Annotated in this window: 11 protein-coding genes; 1 reads left to right on the forward strand and 10 read right to left on the reverse strand. The window is 66.7% G+C overall.

All coding sequences use genetic code 11. The annotated features are described in order from the left end of the window. Positions 1-29 precede the first annotated feature (29 nt). The 5 genes from ABIC94_RS13215 to pilQ all read right to left on the reverse strand — a co-directional run bounded on the left by ABIC94_RS13215 (position 30) and on the right by pilQ (position 6,467). The gene (locus ABIC94_RS13215) at positions 30-902 is read right to left on the reverse strand and encodes an ABC transporter permease (RefSeq protein WP_354373449.1); all 873 of its coding nucleotides are present in this window, start codon (positions 900-902) and stop codon (positions 30-32) included. A 1-nt stretch (position 903) separates the two neighbouring features. Beyond that, positions 904-1,821, reverse strand: coding sequence for an ABC transporter permease (locus ABIC94_RS13220; RefSeq protein WP_354373450.1), 918 nt, complete (start codon positions 1,819-1,821; stop codon positions 904-906). Between the two features lie 4 nt (positions 1,822-1,825). Beyond that, the gene (locus tag ABIC94_RS13225) at positions 1,826-3,094 is read right to left on the reverse strand and encodes an ABC transporter substrate-binding protein (protein WP_354373451.1); all 1,269 of its coding nucleotides are present in this window, start codon (positions 3,092-3,094) and stop codon (positions 1,826-1,828) included. 91 nt (positions 3,095-3,185) lie between these two features. Further along, positions 3,186-4,292, reverse strand: coding sequence for an ABC transporter ATP-binding protein (locus ABIC94_RS13230; RefSeq protein ID WP_354373452.1), 1,107 nt, complete (start codon positions 4,290-4,292; stop codon positions 3,186-3,188). 75 nt (positions 4,293-4,367) lie between these two features. Then, positions 4,368-6,467 (reverse strand): type IV pilus secretin PilQ, encoded by a 2,100-nt coding sequence (gene pilQ, locus ABIC94_RS13235; RefSeq protein WP_354373453.1) that lies wholly within the window; start codon positions 6,465-6,467, stop codon positions 4,368-4,370. A gap of 244 nt (positions 6,468-6,711) precedes the next feature. On the opposite strand from pilQ, the gene ABIC94_RS13240 reads away from it, so the two are divergent. Then, complete coding sequence (locus tag ABIC94_RS13240) at positions 6,712-7,833, forward strand: hypothetical protein (RefSeq protein WP_354373454.1); 1,122 nt, start codon at positions 6,712-6,714, stop codon at positions 7,831-7,833. Between the two features lie 13 nt (positions 7,834-7,846). On the opposite strand, the gene cobA is transcribed toward ABIC94_RS13240, so the two are convergent. The 5 genes from cobA to ABIC94_RS13265 all read right to left on the reverse strand — a co-directional run bounded on the left by cobA (position 7,847) and on the right by ABIC94_RS13265 (position 13,666). Then, complete coding sequence (gene cobA / locus ABIC94_RS13245; RefSeq protein ID WP_354373455.1) at positions 7,847-8,659, reverse strand: uroporphyrinogen-III C-methyltransferase; 813 nt, start codon at positions 8,657-8,659, stop codon at positions 7,847-7,849. Next, positions 8,656-9,561: a DNA-binding protein YbiB gene (ybiB, locus tag ABIC94_RS13250; RefSeq protein WP_354373456.1), complete on the reverse strand. Its 906-nt coding sequence runs from the start codon at positions 9,559-9,561 to the stop codon at positions 8,656-8,658. The genes cobA and ybiB overlap by 4 nt, the downstream gene beginning before the upstream one ends. A gap of 71 nt (positions 9,562-9,632) precedes the next feature. Next, positions 9,633-12,428, reverse strand: a complete 2,796-nt coding sequence (locus ABIC94_RS13255) for a nitrate reductase (protein ID WP_354373457.1) — start codon at positions 12,426-12,428, stop codon at positions 9,633-9,635. Positions 12,429-12,450: 22 nt separating this feature from the next. Continuing rightward, entirely contained in the window at positions 12,451-12,876 is a 426-nt protein-coding gene (gene nirD / locus ABIC94_RS13260; protein WP_354373458.1) for a nitrite reductase small subunit NirD, read from the reverse strand. A 10-nt stretch (positions 12,877-12,886) separates the two neighbouring features. Further along, a complete protein-coding gene (locus tag ABIC94_RS13265; RefSeq protein WP_354373459.1) occupies positions 12,887-13,666 on the reverse strand; it encodes a type IV pili methyl-accepting chemotaxis transducer N-terminal domain-containing protein in 780 nt (259 codons plus the stop codon). Between the last annotated feature and the right edge of the window lie 169 nt (positions 13,667-13,835).

Genomic DNA, 13,835 nt, shown 5'->3' on the forward strand with positions numbered 1-13,835 from the left:
AGGTCTAGACGCGGCGCCGGTCTTCGGTGCTAGCGCGGCCGGACGGCGCGCCGGCGCAGCAGCGCAGCCGCACCCAGCGCCAAGGCCATCACGAGCAGCGACACAACGGTGGTCACCGTGCCCAGCGCATAAATCGACGGCGTCGTGACGGTCGATGTCAGGCCCTGCAGCTCGAGCGGCAGCGTGTTGACATCGCCGATGGCCTGCGAAGTGCGGGCAATCTCGTCCCACGACAGCGTGAAGCCGAACATGCCGATACCGACGATCGACGGCCCGATCAGCGGCAGCACCACGTGCCGGAAGGTCTGCCACGGCGTGGCGCCGAGGTCGCGCGCGGCTTCCTCGAAGGCGGGGTTGAAGCGGTTGAACACCGCGAACATGATGAGCAGGCCGAAGGGCAGGGTCCAGGTCAGGTGGGCGCCAAGTGCGGAACTGAACAGGCCGAGCGCGGTGCCGTAGCCCTCGAGCAGGGTAGTGGCGTCCATGGCTTCGAGCAGGCTCTTGACGCTGGTGTCGATGAGCCGGAACTGCAGGCCGATGCCAAGCGAAATGATGATCGACGGCATGATGAGGCTCGCCACCGTCACGAAGAACAGGGCGTTGCTGCCAGCCAGCTTCTTGCGGAACGCGAGTCCAGCCAGCACCGACAGCACCACGGTGAAGCCCATGACTACCGCGCCCAGCGCCAGGGAGCGCCTGAAGGCCGCGCCGATGTCGACGGTGCCCAGGCCCTCCGCCAGTTTGTAGAACCAGTGCAGCGAGACGCCGCGCAGCGGAAAAGTGAGGCCGCCTTCGGGGCCCTGGAAGCTCAGGATGAAGATCGTGATCATCGGGCCGTAGAGGAACAGCACGAAAAGGCCGAACACGATCGCAAGGGGCCAGAAGCCGGGGCGGCGTTCCATCTCAGAGTTCCTTGCGAATATCGACCAGCCGGGTGAGCCCCCAGATGATCATCAGCACCACCGCCAGCAGAATCATCGCGTTGGCCGCGGCCAGCGGAAACTGCAGGTAAGAGGTCTGCACCTGGATGATCTTGCCGATCGATGCGATCTGCTGGCCACCCATCACGCCGATGGTCACGAAGTCGCCCATCACGATGGTGATGACGAAGATCGAGCCGATCAGGATGCCGGTGCGCGACAGCGGCACCACCACGTTCCAGAGCGTCTGCCAGCCCGAGGCGCCCGCATCGCTCGCGGCTTCGAGCAGCGAGCGGTCGATGCGCATCATGCTGTTGAAGATCGGCACGATCATGAACATCGTGTAGAGGTGCACGAAGGCCAGCACCACCGAGAAATCGGAGAACAGCAGCCACTCGACCGGCTGCTCGACCAGGCCGAGCCCGGTCAGCATCTGGTTGACCAGGCCGTTGCGCCCCAGGAGCGGCACCCACGAGATCATGCGGATCACGTTGGAGGTCCAGAACGGCACCGTGCACAGCACGAACAGCACCGTCTGCATGGTCGACGAGCGCACGTGGAAAGCGAGAAAGTACGCCACCGAAAAACCGACGAGCAGCGTGATGCCCCACACCAGCAGGCAGAACTTGAAAGTGCTCAGGTAGGTGTTGAGCGTGACGCACAGGTCGCCGTTGTCGGTGAGCTGCGAGCAGCCCTCGAACAGGCTCAGGTAGTTGCGCAGCGTTACCGCCGGGATCAGCTCGTACTCGTTGAAGTTCCACAGGCTCACCATGGCGATGAGCGCCAGCGGAATCAAAAAGAACAGGAGGAACACCAGCGCGAACGGCGCCGCCTGCCACCATGCCTTCACGGCATGGACGGACGGGCTGGGCGCGTGCGCGCTGGAAATGGGAGCGCTCACAGGATCAGGCGGCAACGAACTCGTTCCACTTTCTGACCATGTACTCGTTCTCGTCCATCACCGCGTTCCAGCAGGCGATGCCACCCATGCGCTGCTCGTAGCTGCCGCCGTCGCGCACCGCGCCGGCCTTGGCCAGCAGGTCGCCGTTCGGGCCCTTGATGTCTTGCGAGGCGGCCTTGCCTTCCATCCAGTAGGCCCACTCGTAGGCTTCCATCTTGGCCTTGGCCGTGTCGAGCACGGCGCTGTAGTAGCCCTGGCGGTTCAGGTACGCGCCGGCCCAGCCGTCGAGGAACCAGTTGATGAATTCATAAGCACCGTCGAGCTTCTTGCCCGACAGCGTGGCCGGCAGACCGAAGCCGGCGGCCCAGGCGCGGTAGCCTTCCTTGAGCGGCTGGAAGTTGCAGGCAATGCCTTTGGTGCGCACGGCCGTGACGGCGGGCGACCACATCGACTGGATCACCACCTCGCCCGAGGCCATCAGGTTGACCGACTCGTTGAAGTCCTTCCACAGCGCGCGGAACTGGCCGGCCTTCTTGGCTTCGATCAGGGTCTTGATCGTCAGGTCGATCTCGGCCTTGGTCATGTTGCCCTTGTCCTTGTACTTGTGGATGCCCTTGGCCTCCACCACCATCGCGGCGTCCATGATGCCGATCGACGGAATGTTCAGAATCGCGGCCTTGCCCTTGAACTCGGGGTTCAGCAGCTCGGCCCACGAACCGATGGGGCGCTTGATCAGGTCGGGGCGAATACCGAGCGTGTCGGCGTTGTAGACCGTGGGGATGAGCGACATGAACTGCGTGGGCTCGGTCGCGAACTTCTTCGACTTCTCGCCTTCGAGATAGATCACCTTCTTGGGTGCGGTGCCCTGGTCGCCCACCGCCTTGCCTGCGACTTCGCCCTTGGTGAAGAGCGTGGTGATCTTGTCGGCGTTCTTGATCTTCTTCGTGTCGATGCCCTTCAGGTTGCCGGTGGGCACGATCTTCTTGAGCGAGAAGAACTCGGTGTCGATCAGGTCGAAGCTGTTGGGCGCGGTCACGGCGCGCTTGGTCACGTCGTCGGTGGTCACGGCCACGTACTGGATCTCGATGCCCGTGTCGGCCTTGAACTTCTCGGCAATCGCCTTGTCCTGGTTCACCGCCGTGCCCAGGTAGCGCAGCACGATTTTTTCCTGCGCATGCACGAAGGGCGCAATGCCCGTGGCAAGGATGCCGGCGGTGCCTTGCAGCAGGGTGCGACGCTGGAGGCCGGTGGACGAGTCGATGGGGTCGGTCATGGAAGAGTCTCCGTTGAAGAAACAGGGAAGGGAACGTGAAAGAAAACCGGGAAGAAAGCGGAAGGCAGGCGATGCGTGAACAGCCGCACGCTCACAGCGGCATGCTGGCGAGCGCGGCCAGGTCGTCGCGCCCGGCGCCTTCATGGACCGGCGCCGGTGCGCGCACGGCCGGCGGGCTGACGCCGGGGCCGAGCACTCGCGCATCGGCCTCGGCCCAGGCGAGGCGTACCGCATCGCCCGGCGCATAGGGGCTCGCAAGAAAGGCGGCTTCACCGAGCAGCACCGAGACATTGCCGCGGTTCGGCGCGGCGTCTTGCAACGCCAGGCCGAGCAGCACGTAGGTGCCCTGGTACTCGACGTCGGTGACTGTGGCGGCAATGCCGCCGCTCGCATCGCCGCGGGCGATCTTCATGTGGTCGTTGCGCACCGCAATCGGGCCGGACGGCGTGTCGAGCACGTTGTGGCCGCCCATGAAGCGCGCCACGAATTCGCTCGCGGGATGGTTGTAGATCTGGTGCGGCGAGCCGACCTGTTCGATCACGCCGTGGTTCATCACCACCATGGTGTCGGCCAGCGCCATCGCTTCTTCCTGCGAGTGCGTGACGTGAACGAAGGTGAGCCCCAGCTCCTTCTGCCAGCGCCGCAGTTCGGCGCGCATCTGGATGCGCAGGAACGGGTCGAGCGCGGACAGCGGCTCGTCGAGCAGCAGCACGCGCGGCTCGGTAATGAGCGCGCGCGCCAGCGCCACGCGCTGCTGCTGCCCACCGGAGAGTTCGCCGGGCTTGCGCTCGGCCAGGTGGCCCATCGCCACGCGCTCCAGCAGGTCACGTGCACGCTTCTGGCGCTCGCTCTTGCTGATGCCTTTCATCTTGAGGCTGAAGGCCACGTTGTCCAGCGCCGAGAGGTGCGGGAACAGCGCAAAGCTCTGGAACATCATCGCCGTGCCGCGCGCGGCGGCGGGCAGGTTGGTGATGTTGCGGTTGTCCAGCAGGATGTCGCCGCTGCTGACCGATTCGTGGCCCGCAATCATGCGCAGCGTGGTGCTCTTGCCGCAGCCCGATGGGCCCAGCAGGCAGCAATAGCTGCCGCTCGCAATGCGCAGGTCGATCTGGTCGACCGCGGGCGGCGTGCCCGCGGCGTAGCGCTTGGACAGCGCAACGATTTCGACGGCGGCGGGCGGAGGCACTGCGGCGTTCATGGGCGAGCGCCGGATGCGGAAAACGAGCGAAAGACGAGCATGCTGGCGTTAAGCACGCTCCATGCCACATTGGTGCTAAAGCGCCCCGTTCGGGCGCGCGATCATCTTGGGCGTGATGAACACCAGCATCTCGACCTTGTTCATCACCCGCTCCCGCGAGCGGAAGAGCGCCCCCAGGTAAGGCACCTCGCCGAGCAGCGGCACCCGCGATTCGTCGTTGGTTTCCGTCAGCTCGAAAATGCCGCCGATCACCACCGTGCCGCCGTTCTCGATCAGCACCTCCGTCTGCACGTGCTTGGTGTTGATGGCCGGTCCGGCCGAGGTGCTCACGCCGCGCGTGTCCTTGCTCACGTCGAGCGTGAGGATGATGTTGCCCTCCGGCGTGATCTGCGGCGTGACTTCGAGCTTCAGCACCGCCTTGCGGAAAGAGATGGAGGTTGCGCCGCTCGACGTCGCCTGCTGGTAGGGAATTTCCTCGCCCTGTTCGATCAGCGCCTTGGTCTGGTCGGCCGTCACTACGCGAGGGCTCGACACCAGCCGGCCCTTGCCTTCGGCTTCGAGCGCGGAGATTTCCAGGTTCAGCATGCGCGTGAGGCTCGAGTTGAACAACGACAGCGAGAACGTCCCCGCGCTGCTGCCGGTGCCGCCCGCATCGCCGGCCGGCAGGTTCACGAAGTTGCTGCTGGTGTACGACGTAAAGCTGTTGTCGCTGCCCGTCGGGCTGGTGCCGAACGAACTGTTCTTGCCGGTGGCTCCGCCGCCCAGCTTGACGCCGAGCGACTTGCCGAAAGTATCCGACGCCTCGACGATCCGCGCCTCGATCAGCACCTGCCGCACCGGCACATCGAGTTTCCGGATGAGCTCGCTCACCTCGGCCAGCCGCACCGGCGTGTCCGTGACGAAAAGCTGGTTCGTGCGCACTTCCGCAATTGCGCTGCCGCGTGTGCTCAAGAGGCGCGTGGGCGAAGAGCCACCGCTGCTGCCGCCCGAGGCGCCGCTGCCGGTCAGGCTTTGCACGATCGTGGCGGCCTTGGCGTAGTTGAGCTGGAAAGACTGGGTACGCAGCGCCACCAGGTTCTCCAGCGTGACCAGCGCTTCGAGCTCGACCTTTTCCTTGGCGTTGATTTCGTCGCGCGGCGCAATCCAGAGGATGCTGCCGTTCTTCCGCATGCCAAGGTTCTTTGCCTGCAGGATGACCTCCAGCGCCTGGTCCCACGGCACCTCCTTGAGCCGCAGCGTGAGGGCGCCGGAAACCGTGTCCGACGTCACCACGTTGAAGCCGGTGAAATCCGCAATCACCTGCAGCAGCGCGCGCACGTCGACGTTCTGGAAATTGAGCGTGAGCTTCTCGCCCGTGTAGCCGGTTCCCTGGGTCAGCTTGCCCGGGTCGGTCTTGCGCGGGCGCACCTCGATGACGAACTGTTCATCGGTCTGGTAGGCGCTCTGTTCCCAGTCGCCGCGCGAATTGACCGTGAGGCGGACCCTGTCGCCGAGCTGCTCCGCGTGCACCGATTCGACCGCCGTGCCGAAGTCCGACACGTCGAGCCGGCGCCGAAGCGCATCCGGCAGCGAAGCCCCCGTGAACTCGGCCACCAGCGCCGAGCCTTGCCGCCGCACATCCACGCCGAGCTGGCTGCTGCCCATGGCGATGAGCACGCGGCCGGCGCCGTCGCCGCCTCGCCTGAAGTCGATGTCCCGCAGCGCCGTCACCTGGCGCTCCCTGCCTTCTGCGAATCCTGCAGCGGGCGATGTCCGGGGCGGCTGGCCCGTTCCGGACTGCAGCGAGACGAGAAGCGACCGGCCCTGGATCTCCGCCTGGTAGGTCGTCGCACGCTTGAGGTTCAGCACCACCCGCGAGCGTTCGCCGGCCTGCACGACATTGGCGGTGCGAAGGTTGCCCAGGTTGAACTCGATGGCCGAGCGCCCCACCGCGTTGGTCACGCCCGGAAAGTCCAGCGCAATGCGCGCCGGCTCCTGCACGACGAAGCCGGTAGGCAGCACGGTGAGCGGTTGGGTGAAGTCGATGCGAACCAGCTCCACGCCGGCCCTTGCAGTGCTCGTGACGGCCTCGATGGCGTTCTGCGCCTGCGCCGCCATCGAGGTGAGCGAAACGAGCGCAACACCGATCCACCGCCGCAGTCGCAAGGCGCTCGGGGAGCGCGGGCATATCTTCATGAATTCTCTCCGTTGAGGCGGGGCGCGAACGACATGCGCACTCCGCCGGTGACCGGCTGAATGGTTTCGTTCAATGTGGGAGGAATCTCGTCGAACCGAGACCGATCGCAACTTGTGTTGCACGGATGCAATAGGTCGCGCCGGCACCTTCGCTGCTGCTTTTCAGTTGCCTCTCGGCCGTCTCTCCGATTCCTCCGAATTTGCGGGGAACCATCGGGGCTTTCAGGGTTTGCGGAGCGCACAGATGATGGCCAATCGATCAATGGTTGCGATGCTTGTCGCCGCGCTGGGCATCGCCTGCGCCGGTTCCGGCATGAGTGCGAGCCACGCGATGACGCACCCCGGCCTGGAGCGCGCCGAGGGGCTGCCCGCGGAGTCCGCCCCACGCGCTTCGGCGCGTCCCTGGTGGCTGGCCTTCGAGAGCGAGACGCTGAATACGCTGGTTGCGGAGGCTGCCCGCAGCCCGGCCTCTACCGCCTCTACCGCCTCTGCAGGCCGCCTGGACGCGCCGGCTGCGGAGATCGGCGTCTCGGCGGCGTATGTCGGTCTGCTGGTCCAGACGCTGAGCCTGACCTACATCGACAGCGCACGTGCCGCCGCGCGTCGGCAGTCGCAACTCATCGCCGTCAGCCCCGCGCTGCTCGGCGATTTCAGCAAGGAGCTGAAGCACCGGGAAGCCGAAGCAACAGCGTCAATCAAGAAGATCGACACGCAGCGTGGAGCGCAGCTCGCTTTTCTTGCGGCCCGTTCCCGCCTGCCCGAAGAGAGGCTGCAGAAGGCAATCGACGATGAGGTGGCGGCGCGCAAGCAGCCTCGTTTCGCCCTCCCGGCGCCGGAGGCCCTGCCAGCGGTGCTGCTCGCCAACCGCGACGACATCCAGCTGGCCGCGGCGCTGTACGGCATCGATCCGCATACCAGGCTCGACGGCACGATCGATGCCGCGGGAGATGCCGGCGAAAGCGACCAGGAGTCCGGCGCAGAAGATCTTCCCGGCTACCCGCTTTTCCCCGATGCCGTGGCGCAGGGCCGCGCCGAAGTCGCCGGGGCGCTGCGAAAACTGCAAGCCATGAGCGCAGCGGTGGTCGAGGCAAACCGGCACGTACGCGAGGCGAAGGCCTTGTTCGAGCAGTCGAAAACGCGAATGAGCCGCGGAGAGATGTCGGAGGTCCAGGTGCTGGAGGACTATCAGGGACTGATGCTCGACCTGCAGCGGCTGACCGTGTCCAACGGCAATCTGGCCATCGCATGGATCGCCCTCATGGCCAGCCTCGGAAGCCGCACGCCGCTGGTGCTGCAGGCGCCGCAAGTGCCGGGCACTGCAGCCCTTCGTGCACGGCCCCGGATGGTCGGGGCTTTCTCTTTCTGATTTCTCAGGTGCCTCAGGTGCCGAACTGGCTGGTGCTCGTGTCCACCGGCAGTGCCGCCGCGGCCAACCCGCGCAGCACGTCGCCCACGACGATGACCGCGGGGCTCGCGAGACCGGCTTCGGCGATGCAGGCCTGCAGCCGGTCGAGCGTGGTCGCGATGTGGCGCTGCTGCGGCAGGCTCGCGTGCTGAATCACTGCAACGGGCGTATCGCCGGGCAAGCCGTGCAGCAACTCGCGCTCGATGTGGCCCGCACCCGCTACGCCCATGTAGATCACGAGCGTGAGCCGCGCGCTGTGCGCGGTCGCGGCCAGGGCGCGCCAGTCGGTGGCGTCTTCATGTGCGCTGGCGCCGGTCTTGGCGTGGCCCGTGACGAACACCACGCCCTGTGCGTGGTCGCGGTGCGTGAGCGGCACGCCCAGCGAGCTCACGGCGGCAAGGCCGGCAGTGATGCCGTTGACGACGGTGCATTCGATGCCGGCTTCGCGCAGGTGTTCGACTTCTTCGCCGCCGCGCCCGAAGATGAACGGATCGCCGCCCTTGAGCCGAACCACCGTTTCGCCTTCGTGCACCGCGGTGATCATGAGCCGCTCGATGAATGCCTGCGGCGTGCTCTTGCAGCCGCCGCGCTTGCCCACGTGCACGATGCGTGCGCCGGGCCGGGCATAGGAGGTCAGGATGCTTTCGCTCACGAGGTCGTCCACCAGCAGCACGGTCGCGGCCTGGATCGCCTTCACGGCCTTGATGGTCAGCAGCTCGGGGTCGCCGGGGCCGGCGCCCACCAGCGTGCAGCTTCCGGCGGTGAATGAGGATGTGAGTGCGTTCATGCGTGAGCTGCCAGTTGCGTGATGTGCCTGACCTGGGTGGCAATGGCTTCCGGCACGGGAAGCTCGCCATTCAATACACGGCGCGTGTAGTCGGTCGTGGTCGCGACGTCGATCTCTTTCGGCAGGCCCGGCACCTCGTTCGACGTGCCCGCGGCCTGGGCCTGCAGCTCGCTGCGCACGCCGCGCACGAAGCCGTCGATCTGCGCGGTGCGGCGCGGGTCGGACACCACTTCGCCCTCCAGGCCGCGTGAGAGCAGGGCGGTCATGCCCATGAGCTCGAAGGTTTCGCCCATGGTGCGTGCGTATTCCGGATGGGTGTAGCTTGCCACGATCACGCAGGGGCCGGTGGTCGGCTGCATCAGCTTGACCACGCTGTGGCCAGGGTTGCGCAGGCCCACCACGCGGCGCACGTCGAGCAGCCGCTTGAGCGCGGGGTTGAGCAGCTCGGTCGGTGCAAAGCCGACCTCGCCGGACGGGATTTTTCGGATGGCGGTGAACATGGGGATGTCCAATGCCTCCAGCACATTCGATGCCAGCACACGCGATGTTTCGGTGGCGCTGCCGTGCACCAGCACCGGCAAGCCTTCGCGGGCGAGCAGCAGGGCGAGCAGCGGCGTGAGCACCGGCAGCTTGCGCGCACCGTTGTAGCTCGGCAGCACGATGAGCGGGCGGTCGGCGGCCGGAACGTGGTTGAGCCGCGCATGCGTGGCGTCGAGGAAGCCCGCCATCTCTTCAGGCGTTTCGCCCTTGATGCGCATGGCCAGGCAAAAGCCGCCGATTTCCAGGTCGGTGACGGTGCCGTCCAGCACCTGGCCGAACAGGTCCGTGGCCTGTTCGCGCGTCAGCGGCCTGGCGCCTCGCGCGCCGCGGCCGATTTCCTTGATGTATTGGCTGATTCCCATGGGTGCCCCGATTGTCCCGCAATGCTTATGCCGGAATGCGAGGCGGCTTATGCACCGGCCTATGCACCGGCTTATGCACCCTCCGCGAGGACCTCCACCGGTGTCGCGCGCACCATGCGCTTGAGCTCGGGCAGGCAGGAGCCGCAGTTGGTGCCGCATTTCAGCGTGCCCTGCAGCGAGGCCAGCCGTTCTTCGGGCGTGCCGCTGCAGCGGCCCAGTTCGGCCCGGATCGCCAGGTCGGTCACGTTGAAGCAGGTGCAGATCGGCTGTCCGCGCGATTGCACCGCAACCGGCGCTCGGGCGCCCGGCGACAGCAGCAGCCGGCCGTAGGTTTGCGCTGGAATCTCCTCGCGCAGCAAGGTGCCGATCCAGGCCTCGGCACTGGTGTCGCCGCCCAGCAGAAAGGCTTCGAGGCCGGCGTTGCCGTCGGCGCGGCGCACCAGCCGTGCCACGCGGCGTTGGCCGCGCCGGCGGTCGGCGTAGCGCAGGGCATCGCTGCCGCGCAGGCCGAGCAGGCCTTCGATGCGATCGATGAGCTCGTCGTCCGGCGCGTCGTGCGCGGCCGCGCGGAACAGAATGCCGCTGCGCTCCTCGCCCGGTGTATTGCCCGAGAACGGCACGCAGGTGGCGAACGGAAACATCGCCATCAGCGGCTTGAGCGCCTGGTGCGCGGCCAGCGCGGCATCGGGTGGTAGCCAGGCCATGGTGAGCAGCGACCACGGCAACTCGGCCTTGAGGATCTTGACCGGCGTGTGCTTGAGCTCCGGTTGCTTCGAGGTGGGGCAGTAAGCCGGGGAGGTCAGCGCATTGATGCCTGCCAGCGGCGTGCCGGTCGACGAGCAGCCGCTCAGGTATTCCTCGCCCCAATGCATGGCGACGAAAGCCTGGCTCAGGCCGATTTCGGCGCTGGCGCGCGCGGGCAGCAGGATGGAGCCGCGCTTCGAGGTGAGGTGCACCAGTTCGCCGTCGCTCAGCAGGCGGCGGGCCATGTCCTGTGCATTCATCTGCACCACGGGCTCGGCCACATGGCCGAACAGGCGGCCGACCGTGCCGGTGCGGCTCATGCCGTGCCACTGGTCGCGCAAACGGCCCGTGTTGAGCGAGAACGGGTAGCGCGCCTCGCGCGCCTCGGCCACCGGCTTGTAGACCGTGTCGACGAAGCGTGCGCGGCCGTCCGGCGTGGGGAAGACGCCGTCTTCATAGAGGCGGACGCGGCCGGAGGTTTCGCCTTCTTTCAGCGGCCACTGCTGGGGCCCGGCCGCGTCGAGCATGGCGTAGCTCAAGCCGGTGATGTCGAGGTCGCGCCCGCGCGTGGATTCGCGGTGCTCGTTCCACACCCGTTCGGCGGAGTCGTACGGAAACAGCGTGGCCGTGCGGCCGAGCCGCTGTTCGAGCCGGTGCGCGAAATCGACGGCAATCGACCAGTCGTGGCGCGCTGCGCCGGGCGCCGCCACCGCGGGACGCACGCGCGAGATGCGGCGCTCGCTGTTGGTCACGGTGCCTTCCTTCTCGCCCCAGGTGGTGGCGGGCAGCAGCAAGTCGGCGAAGGCGCAGGTCGATGTGGTCGAAAAAGCTTCCTGCACCACGACGAATTCGGCGCGCTCGAGGGCGCGGCGCACCGTGGCCTGGTCGGGCATCGATTGGGCGGGGTTGGTGCAGGCGATCCACAGCGCGCGGATCTCTCCGTCGGCGGCGGCCTGGAACATCTCGACCGCGGTCTTGCCGGGTTTTTCCGGCACGGAGGGCACGTTCCACAGCGCCGCTACTTCCGCGCGGTGCACCGGATTGGCCAGGTCGCGGTGGGCGCTCAGCAGGTTGGCCAGGCCGCCCACTTCGCGTCCGCCCATGGCGTTGGGTTGGCCGGTGAGCGAGAACGGGCCGGCGCCGGGCTTGCCGATCTGGCCGGTGGCGAGGTGCAGGTTGATCAGCGCCGCGTTCTTCGCGGTGCCGCTGGATGACTGGTTCAGGCCCTGGCAATAGAGGCTCAGCGTGGCAGGCGAGGTCGCGAACATGCGCGCGGCGGTGAGCAGGTCTTCCTTCGAGATTCCGCAGATCTGCGCCACCTTGTCGGGCGTGCATTCGCGCACCGTGGTCTTCAGCGCGTCGAAGCCGCTGGTGTGGGCCGCGATGTAGCGGTTGTCGGTCCAGCCCTCCCACAGCATCAGGTGCAGCAGGCCGTTGAACAGCATGACGTCGGTGCCGGGCTGAATCGGCAGGAACAGGTCGGCAATCTCGACCGTATCGGTGCGGCGCGGATCGGCCACGATGATCTTGAGTTCCGGGTTCGCAGCCTTCGCATCCTCGATGCGGCGGAACAGGATCGGGTGCGCCCACGCGGCATTGCTGCCCACGATGAAGAGGCAGCTGGCGTGCTTCAGGTCGTCGTAGCAGGCCGGCGGCGCGTCGGCGCCCAGCGTCTGCTTGTAGCCGGCCACCGCGCTGCTCATGCAAAGGCGGGAGTTGGTGTCGATGTTGTTGGTGCCGATCAGCCCTTTGGCGAGCTTGTTGAAGACGTAGTAGTCCTCGGTGAGCAACTGGCCCGAGACATAGAAGCCGACGGCGTCGGGTCCGTGGTCGCGAATGACCTGTTCGAACTTGTCGACCGCGCCGTCGAGTGCGGTGTCCCACGCGATGGGCGCCGGCTCTGCGCCGCGCGCGGCGCGCCGCATCGGCTGCAGCAGCCGCGTCTGGCGCGTGACCGTGGCGGTCGCCGTGAGATGCAGTGTCGAGCCCTTGGTGCAAAGGCGCCCGAAGTTGGCCGGGTGGTCGGGGTCTCCGCGCACGCCGGTAATCTGCGCGCCGTCGGACTCGATGATCACACCGCAGCCCACGCCGCAGTAGGGGCAGGTGGAGCGAGTTTCTTCCATGGGTCGTGCCTTGGTTGTGCGCCTAGCTGCTGTGCGGCGCCTGCACGTCGAAGGTCTCGTCGCCCAGCTTGCCGGCCGTTGCGGCGCCGGGGCCGGCGCGGGGCGCCGCCAGGTCGATGGCATGCGACTTGAGTTCTTCCGCATCCAGGTGCACCACGCCCTCGGCGAGCTTCACCGCGAACTTGGGCGTGCATCCTTCATCGGGCGACTTGGCGCACCCGTCGTCCAGGCCGATGGCCCAGTTGTGCAGCGGGCAGGCCACGCTGGTGCCGAACACGATGCCCTGGCTCAATGGGCCGCCCTTGTGCGGGCAGCGGTCGAGCAGCGCAAACACCTGGTCTTCTGAATTGCGGAACACGGCGACGGCCACACCCACGGGGCGCGCCACGCGGCGGGCGCCCAGTACGGGAATGTCGTCGATGCGGCAGATGGCTTTCCATTCGCTCATGGTGGGGTCTCTAGGTTTTGAGGTCGGAATACAGGCCGGTCACACGGTCCATGATGGCCAGCAGGTTCTCGCTGGCCACGAACACGTCGGACATCAGGGCGGGTGAGGTTGCCGCGCCTTCGAGGCGCTGGAGGCCGCGATTGAAGAACATCCATTGCGCATCGGCCAGAACCAGTTCCTGGCGGATCTGCGTGGTGGCTTCAGGCGCGTTGCGCAGGATTTCGAGCGCGGCAAGAAATTCGCCGCGCGCCTTTGCAATTTCAGCCGTGCTGCCGGTGGCGTCGATCTGCATCGCGCCGGCCAGGTAGAACTTGGCCATGCGCTGAGACAGCATGCGTTGCCGGCCTGCGATATTGACCAGACGGCCCACGGGCTTGCCCGAGGCGGCCTCGTACTGCATGGTGCCCTGGTTCGCAAGCGTGAGCACGGCGGCATCGAGCTTGACGATCCGGGCGGCTTCTTCCTTGCCGAGCGCGGGGCCGGTGAGCTCGCGTTTGAATTCGCTCCATGCGCCGTCGAGTGCGTCGTAGGTGCCGCGAATGGCGGGGCTCGGTGCGAAGGCCTTGAGCTCGGTCAGTTGCCTTTCGAACAGCGCAATCGATTTGTCGAGCACTTGCTGCGCGCTGCGCGTTTCCACTTTCTGCGCCAGCGCGAGATAAGCCTTGCTCGCGCGCTGCGACAGCATGCGCTGGCGGCCCGCCTTGTTGATGGCGTCGTTGAGGTCCGCCACCTGGGCGCGGGCGCCCACCGCGGCAAGCGCGGAAGAAGCGATGAAGAGTCGTCTTTTCAAGTAGCTTCCCCGCCTACACCGTGAGCGGCGTGAACTGCCGCACATCCACCTGCGCCTGGCTCGACTCGAACCACGGATCGGGCTCCCCATCCAGCGCGAACTGCAGCCGCTCCCACAGCGCCTTGCGGCCGGCCTCGTCCTCCAGGATCTTCTTCTTCACATAGTCCAG

It is taken from the genome of Variovorax paradoxus, assembly GCF_040544635.1.
In the GTDB taxonomy this organism is placed as follows: Bacteria; Pseudomonadota; Gammaproteobacteria; order Burkholderiales; family Burkholderiaceae_C; genus Variovorax; species Variovorax paradoxus_R.

Coding starts and splice junctions, on each gene's coding strand:
- ABIC94_RS13215 (WP_354373449.1), bottom strand. CDS start 902: ATGGAACGCCGCCCCGGCTTCTGGCCCCTTGCGATCGTGTTCGGCCTT.
- ABIC94_RS13225 (WP_354373451.1), bottom strand. CDS start 3,094: ATGACCGACCCCATCGACTCGTCCACCGGCCTCCAGCGTCGCACCCTG.
- ABIC94_RS13230 (WP_354373452.1), bottom strand. CDS start 4,292: ATGAACGCCGCAGTGCCTCCGCCCGCCGCCGTCGAAATCGTTGCGCTG.
- pilQ (WP_354373453.1), bottom strand. CDS start 6,467: ATGAAGATATGCCCGCGCTCCCCGAGCGCCTTGCGACTGCGGCGGTGG.
- ABIC94_RS13240 (WP_354373454.1), top strand. CDS start 6,712: ATGATGGCCAATCGATCAATGGTTGCGATGCTTGTCGCCGCGCTGGGC.
- cobA (WP_354373455.1), bottom strand. CDS start 8,659: ATGAACGCACTCACATCCTCATTCACCGCCGGAAGCTGCACGCTGGTG.
- ybiB (WP_354373456.1), bottom strand. CDS start 9,561: ATGGGAATCAGCCAATACATCAAGGAAATCGGCCGCGGCGCGCGAGGC.
- ABIC94_RS13255 (WP_354373457.1), bottom strand. CDS start 12,428: ATGGAAGAAACTCGCTCCACCTGCCCCTACTGCGGCGTGGGCTGCGGT.
- nirD (WP_354373458.1), bottom strand. CDS start 12,876: ATGAGCGAATGGAAAGCCATCTGCCGCATCGACGACATTCCCGTACTG.